The 6000-nt window shown below is 68.4% G+C and carries 5 protein-coding genes and 1 tRNA gene; 4 read left to right on the top strand and 2 right to left on the bottom strand.

From position 1 onward, the window contains the following. Positions 1–198 precede the first annotated feature (198 nt). The 3 genes from TFC3_RS01845 to TFC3_RS01835 are packed head-to-tail and all read left to right on the top strand — an operon-like array spanning position 199 to position 2777. Positions 199–1353, top strand: coding sequence for a TRM11 family methyltransferase (locus TFC3_RS01845; protein ID WP_067505743.1), 1155 nt, complete (start codon positions 199–201; stop codon positions 1351–1353). Further along, positions 1350–1556 (top strand): AlpA family transcriptional regulator, encoded by a 207-nt coding sequence (locus TFC3_RS01840; protein ID WP_067494701.1) that lies wholly within the window; start codon positions 1350–1352, stop codon positions 1554–1556. The genes TFC3_RS01845 and TFC3_RS01840 overlap by 4 nt, the downstream gene beginning before the upstream one ends. Before the next feature lie 3 nt (positions 1557–1559). Continuing rightward, positions 1560–2777 carry a site-specific integrase gene (locus TFC3_RS01835; RefSeq protein WP_067494698.1) on the top strand — a complete coding sequence of 406 codons (1218 nt, stop codon included), beginning with the start codon at positions 1560–1562 and terminating at the stop codon, positions 2775–2777. A gap of 155 nt (positions 2778–2932) precedes the next feature. On the opposite strand, the gene TFC3_RS01830 is transcribed toward TFC3_RS01835, so the two are convergent. Further along, a tRNA-Thr gene (locus TFC3_RS01830) sits at positions 2933–3006 on the bottom strand. Between the two features lie 189 nt (positions 3007–3195). Here TFC3_RS01830 and TFC3_RS01825 point away from each other — a divergent pair. After that, a complete protein-coding gene (locus TFC3_RS01825) occupies positions 3196–4851 on the top strand; it encodes a metallophosphoesterase (RefSeq protein WP_153040397.1) in 1656 nt (551 codons plus the stop codon). Here TFC3_RS01825 and TFC3_RS01820 read toward each other — a convergent pair. Next, on the bottom strand, positions 4848–5684 hold the full coding sequence (locus TFC3_RS01820; protein WP_067494696.1) for a regulatory iron-sulfur-containing complex subunit RicT: 837 nt from the start codon (positions 5682–5684) through the stop codon (positions 4848–4850). The genes TFC3_RS01825 and TFC3_RS01820 overlap by 4 nt on opposite strands. Positions 5685–6000 lie beyond the last annotated feature (316 nt).

The following is a 6000-nucleotide window of genomic DNA, read 5'->3' as shown; positions in this document are numbered from 1 at the left end:
GCCTCCGCCGTCCCCAACCTCGGAGCCGTCCCCGCCGGCGACGCCGTCCCCACCTCTGAGATCCCGATCGCGATCGGGGACGCCTCGGTCGCTGGGTCCGTCCCCGTCCCCGGTGTCGTCGCCGTCCCCGGCTCCGTCCCCGCCAGCGGTCCCGGCCCGGCGGCCGTCCCCGTCCCCGTCTCCGGTTCCGCCGCCGCGTTGCTCGCCCAGGGATATCCGGGCTCGGTCTGGCTGACCGGGCAGCAGCAGTCCCGGGCGTTGCGTCAGGGCCGATACACGCCCGAGTCGATCACCCACCCCGGCAAGATGCTGCCCACCATCGCCCGGTACGCCATCAACACCTACACCGACCCCGGAGACCTCGTCCTTGACCCGATGGCCGGCATCGGCACCACCATGGTCGAAGCCATGCACCTGGATCGCCACGGCGTCGGCGTCGAATACGAAGACCGGTGGGCCGCCCTGGCCGCCGTCAACGTCGCCCTCGCCGAGAAGCAAGGCGCTTCCGGCACCGGGGTCATCTACACCGGCGACTCCCGGAACCTGCCGACGCTGCTGCCGCCGCAGATGCGCGGCACGGTCGCGCTCGTGATCACCTCACCGCCGTACGGGTCGTCCACCCACGGCCACGTCCGTACCCCCGGCGCTCGGCGCGGCAAAGTCCGCAAGATCCACCACAGCTACGGCGGCAGCGACAACCTCGCCTACCGCAACCACGACACCCTCGCCGCAGGGTTCGCCGACATCCTTGCCGGATGCCGGGCGGTCCTGCGGCCCGGCGGACACGTCGTCATCACCGCCCGGCCCTACCGGCGCCACGGCGAACTCATCGACATCCCCGGCATGGTCGTCGCAGCCGGACAGGCGGCGGGGCTCGAACTGGTCGAGGAGTGTGTCGCTCTGATGGCCGGCGTCCGCGACGGCGTACTCGTACCGAGGGCGTCGTTCTTCCAGCAGAAGAACGTCAGTGATGCCATCGCCGCTGGAGACCCGCAGTGGCTCTTGCAGCACGAAGACGTCATCGTCCTCAAATTGGCCGGGTCGCCGAACACCCTGCCCGGCTCCGGGCTGCGAACCACCGCGCACACCACCGACAGGCTTGATCCCTCTACCCCGACCCACATGGATCGACATCCGAACCCGGCGCGCCCCGCGAACACCGTGACCAGCGGCAGCGCCACCGACACCCGGCCCCATGCGGACCGGGCAGCCGAAAGGACAACCGATCCGTGTCCGCCCAACGCACGCTCCACCCCTGGGTCCGTTCTCCCCAGCCCCGCCCGGCGACGGCTCCCCGACCCCGGCGGGTCACACCCGCCGACCGGCTCATCCGCCACGGCAGGCCAGCCGTGACCGAACCGACCGCCCCGTGGCGACCTGACCCGCTTCTGACTGTCGATGACGTCATGGCCTGGCTGCGCAAGCCAAAGCACACCCTTTACGCCTGGCACAGCCGAGGCAAAGGACCACGCGCCATCCGCGTCGGCAACACCCTGCGCTACCGGCGCAGCGAGGTCGAACGCTGGCTCGACGCCAACACCGACCCGGAGAGCTGAGGCATGGGCCGACCTCCACTAGAAGTTGGTACCGGTGGCGATATCCGCATCAACAAGCTCGGGCCTGACCGGTACCGCGCCCGGGGCCGTTTTCGCGACTTCGACGGCAAGACCCGTGACGTCGAGGCAACCGGCGCTACCCGTTCCGCAGCCGAACGAGCGCTGAAGGCCAAGTTCCGTGACCGCGTCGCGCCCAACGATGACGAGGTCACCCGTGAAACCTACGTCCACACGCTGGCCGACCTCTGGCTCGAAGAGATTACCGCAGAGGAGCGCATCCTGCCGCAAACCATCAGCAGGTACGAGATCAGCGTGCGAGTCTCGATCAAACCGGCCGTAGGCAGCCTTCGCATCCGCGAGGCATCGGCAGGACGCCTCGACAAGTTCCTGCGCGACGTGGCCAAAGACCGGCCGTCGGCGGCCAGGAGCGCAAAGATCGCCCTCGGTCAGATGTTCGGCCTGGCGGTCCGGCGAGGCGCCCTCACCGCCAATCCGGTCCGGGACACCTCTCGCCTGCGTAACCCGCGCCGTAAGGTGACCGCCCTCGAAACCGATCAACTCGAACTCGTCCGTGCGGCCATCCGCCAATGGCAGGAACCCACACCCGGCAAGTCCGGGCCGCGACCGACCGGGGATCTCGGCGACATTGTTGATCTGATGCTCGCCACCGGCGCCCGCATCGGTGAGATCCTCGCCCTGCGATGGGAGGACATCGATCTCGCCGCGGAACACCCCTGCCTGACGATCTGCGGCACCATCGTGTACGTCAAAGGCAGAGGCTTCTTCCGGCAGGACTGGACGAAATCGGAGGCCGGGTTCCGCACCGTCATCCTGCCCCGGTTCGCAGTCGGCATGTTGCTGGCTCGCCAAGTCTCCGCGGTCGAGAACCCGATCGATGCAATCTTCGCCACCCGGAGAGGGACCTGGCTGTCACCTCAGAACGTGCGAAGGCAATGGCGCCAGGCCCGCGCGGAAACAGGCCTTGAATGGGTCACACCCCACACCTTCCGCAAGACCGTCGCCACCCTCATCGACAAGGAGGCTGACGCCGACAGCGCCGCCGCCCAACTCGGGCACGGGAGCAAGGAGATCACCAAGAAGCACTACATCGTCAAGCCGGCCCTCGCACCAGACAGCTCAGACATCCTCGAGCAGCTCGGTTCCGGCACCGCAAACTCCAACGAGCTGACCGGCCAGCGACGACCGCCCATGGCGGCTTAGGCGGCACACCCACACCGTCCGGCCACCACCGGTCCGGCGCGATGGGCACCGCCCGAACCTGATTGCCTGAACCCGTTAACGGGGGGTTTTCGGGGGGCGATTCAAAACCGAAAGAGGCCCTGACCAGCACCTTAGCTGGTCAGGGCCTCTTTTTGAGCCGCCTGACGGAATCGAACCGTCGACCTACGCATTACGAGTGCGTCGCTCTAGCCGACTGAGCTAAGGCGGCAACGGTTAGTGAGTGTACGGCATGCTGGCGCCCGCTCGTGTCACGGGTGGGGCGGGGCGCGCCGGACGGCTGGAAAACTTGTCGGGCCCCGGGGCTAAGGTCCCTTTCGTGAACGAACGCGAGTCAGCCCGGCGACCGGCAGGGCCGTCGGCCGAAGCCGAGCCGTCCCGGGCGCGCCGGCCCACCAGCATGGATCCGCGGCAGCTCGGTTTCACACCGCAGCGCCCGGTCGGCTGGCTCGCGCCATTGCTGCTGCTCAACACGGGTCTGCGGGCGCTGATGGCGATCCTGTTCGGCGCCTATCTGGACAAGCGGGAGCTGCAGAACGCCCTGTCCGCCGAGTCCTTCGAGCAGCCGGGCGTCGACGGTGAGCTGTGGTTCGACTACGTGGCCGACCTGGGCGACGGGTTCGACGCTACCTATTCGATTGCGTACCTGCTGGCCCGGCCCGAGCTGCAGATCGGTGACCGGCGGCTGCCGCGCGGGCAGGTCCTGCTCATGGGCGGTGACCAGGTCTATCCGCTGGCCAGCGGCGACGGCTATGAGAACCGGATGAAGGGCCCGTACCGCGCCGCGCTGCCCGAGCCGCCGACCGCCGGAGCGCAGCCCACCTTGTACGCGCTGCCCGGCAACCATGACTGGTATGACGGGCTCACCGCGTTCCTGCGGCTGTTCGCCCGGCGCCAGGACGGCCACATCGGCGGGTGGCGCACCGAGCAGCGCCGCTCCTACTTCGCGATCAAGCTGCCCTCGAACTGGCACGTGTACGCCATCGACGAGCAGTTCGGGGCGTACATCGATGATCCGCAGCTGCTCTATTTCGCCGACGCCGCACGGTCGCTCGGCCCGGACGACCGCGTGATCCTGATGACCCCGTCACCGACGTGGGTGAAGGCTGCCCAGCGCCCCGAGGCGTACGACGCGGTCGACTACTTCATCCGGACCATCCTCGCCCCGACCGGCGCCCACGTCCGCCTGCTCGTCTCCGGAGACCTTCATCACTACGCCCGCTACACCGGGGCCGACCGCGACCTGATCACCTGCGGCGGAGGCGGCGCCTACCTGGTGGCCACCCACAACCTGCCGGATCAGCTCAGCGTGCCGCCCCGCGAGACGCTGACCCGCAGCGCCAGCCGCAGCCGCGACTACCAACTCGTCACGACCTTTCCCACCAAGGCCGAATCCAAGCGGCTGAGCTGGGGCGTCTTCCGCAACGTGCCCACCCGCAACCCGGGTTTCGCCACGATGATCGGCATCATTCAGACGCTGACGATGCTGGCCATGTCCGGAGCGGCCAGCCAGAGCGGCATTTTCCAGCGCCTGTTCAGCATCCCGCTGGTCATCATGATGACGCTGATCCTGACCGGCGCGGTCCTGTTCGCCCAGCCCCCAAGCTCCGGCGAACCCGGCCACGCCCGCCACTGGATCCTGGGCATGCTGCACGGTTTCGCCCAGATCGCCTTGGCAGCCGGCGGCACCTGGCTCTGGCTGCGCCTGCCGTTCCACGACTGGTCCTGGCCAGGTCCCCTGGTGGTCGCGGCCGTGCTCTACGGGCCGGTGTTCGCGATCCTGGGCACCCAATTGCTGTCGCTATACCTGCTTGTCGCCGGCACCGTCGACGTCAACACGAACGAGCTGTTCGCAGGCCAGAGCATCGAGGACGCCAAGAGCTTCCTGCGCCTGCACATCGCACCGGACGGGACCCTGACGGTGTACGCGATCGGGGTGGACCGAATCTGTCGCCAATGGACGGCCCGACCCGAGGGAGATGCGGACGAGGCCTGGCTGGAACCCGCGGAAGAGCTGGTGGGGCGCTTGATCGAACCGCCGATCGTGGTGACCTAGTTGTAGTGCTCGTCGTGCGCCTGCCGGGGGCCGCACACCGAGGCCCGGCTGCACGAGCACCGCGAACCATCGGCGTCCAGCCGCACCACGACCGAGTCCTTGGGAACGCTGTGCCCGACCACCCGGCCATCACCCTCCGGAGTTGACACCCGACTACCCACGGCCGGCGCCGAGGCCTGGAACTTCTGGTACAGCGGGTGCTCGTACTTCAGGCAGCACATGAGCCGGCCGCAGGCGCCCGAAATGCGCAGCGGGTTGAGCGGCAGGTCCTGGTCCTTGGCCATGCGGATGGTGACCGGCTCGAAGTCGGTGAGGAAGGTCGCACAGCACAGATCACGCCCGCAGGAGCCGATGCCGCCCTGCACCCGGGCCGAGTCGCGGGCCGAGAGTTGGCGCAGCTCAACGCGGCAGTGCAGGGTCGCGCCCAGGTCGCGGACCAGCGAGCGGAAGTCGACCCGGTGGGGTGCCGTGAAGTAGATCGTGGTGCGAGCACCGCCGACGCCGCCCTGTTCCAGCACGTGGTCGACCGCCACCACCTTCATGGGCAGCTCATGGGCTTTGATCAGCTTTTTGGCCGCCACCTTGGCCTCGGCCTTGCGTTTTCTGAGCAGCTCGTCACGGCGCAGGTCGCGCTCGTCGGCCAGGCCGGCCACCTTGGGGAACCCGTCGGTTTCCTCGCTGACCCATTGCGCCGCCCAGACGCACTCCGCCACCTCGGGTCCGTCGTCGGTGGGGACCAGCACCCGGTCGCCCACCTGCGGCGAGAACTCGCCCGGATCGAGGTAGTAGAGGCGGCCGTACCGGTTGAAGCTGACCGCGCACAGCATGCCCATGCACCGAGCTTACGGCGACGCACCGGACGTGCGAAACACCGCAGATCCGATATGTCTGCGCAACCCCGCGCATTGAACCTCGTTGGGCAGTCCCGTAGACGCCGCTCACTGCGGCAATCCTTGGGGGAGGACTTTCATGACGCCTGCCGAGCCCAGCCGGGCCGATGATGCGTGGACCACCCAGACGGTACGAGCAGCAGGAAATCGGACATGCGGCCCGCCCGCGATCGTGGAGTTCTCCCGAGGCCGGCACAGCGCCGAACGTACCCTCGCAAGATCGTCCCCGTCGCCCTCCAATGACCTTGCCCGGCCTTCC

Source organism: Actinoplanes sp. TFC3, assembly GCF_001553785.1.
Lineage (GTDB): Bacteria > Actinomycetota > Actinomycetes > Mycobacteriales > Micromonosporaceae > Actinoplanes.
This window is presented reverse-complemented; position numbering and strand designations above follow the sequence as displayed.

Excerpts from the sequence above, each read along its gene's own strand:
- TFC3_RS01835 (WP_067494698.1), top strand. The coding sequence starts at position 1,560 with ATGGGCCGACCTCCACTAGAAGTTGGTACCGGTGGCGATATCCGCATC.
- TFC3_RS01825 (WP_153040397.1), top strand. The coding sequence starts at position 3,196 with ATGGATCCGCGGCAGCTCGGTTTCACACCGCAGCGCCCGGTCGGCTGG.
- TFC3_RS01820 (WP_067494696.1), bottom strand. The coding sequence starts at position 5,684 with ATGGGCATGCTGTGCGCGGTCAGCTTCAACCGGTACGGCCGCCTCTAC.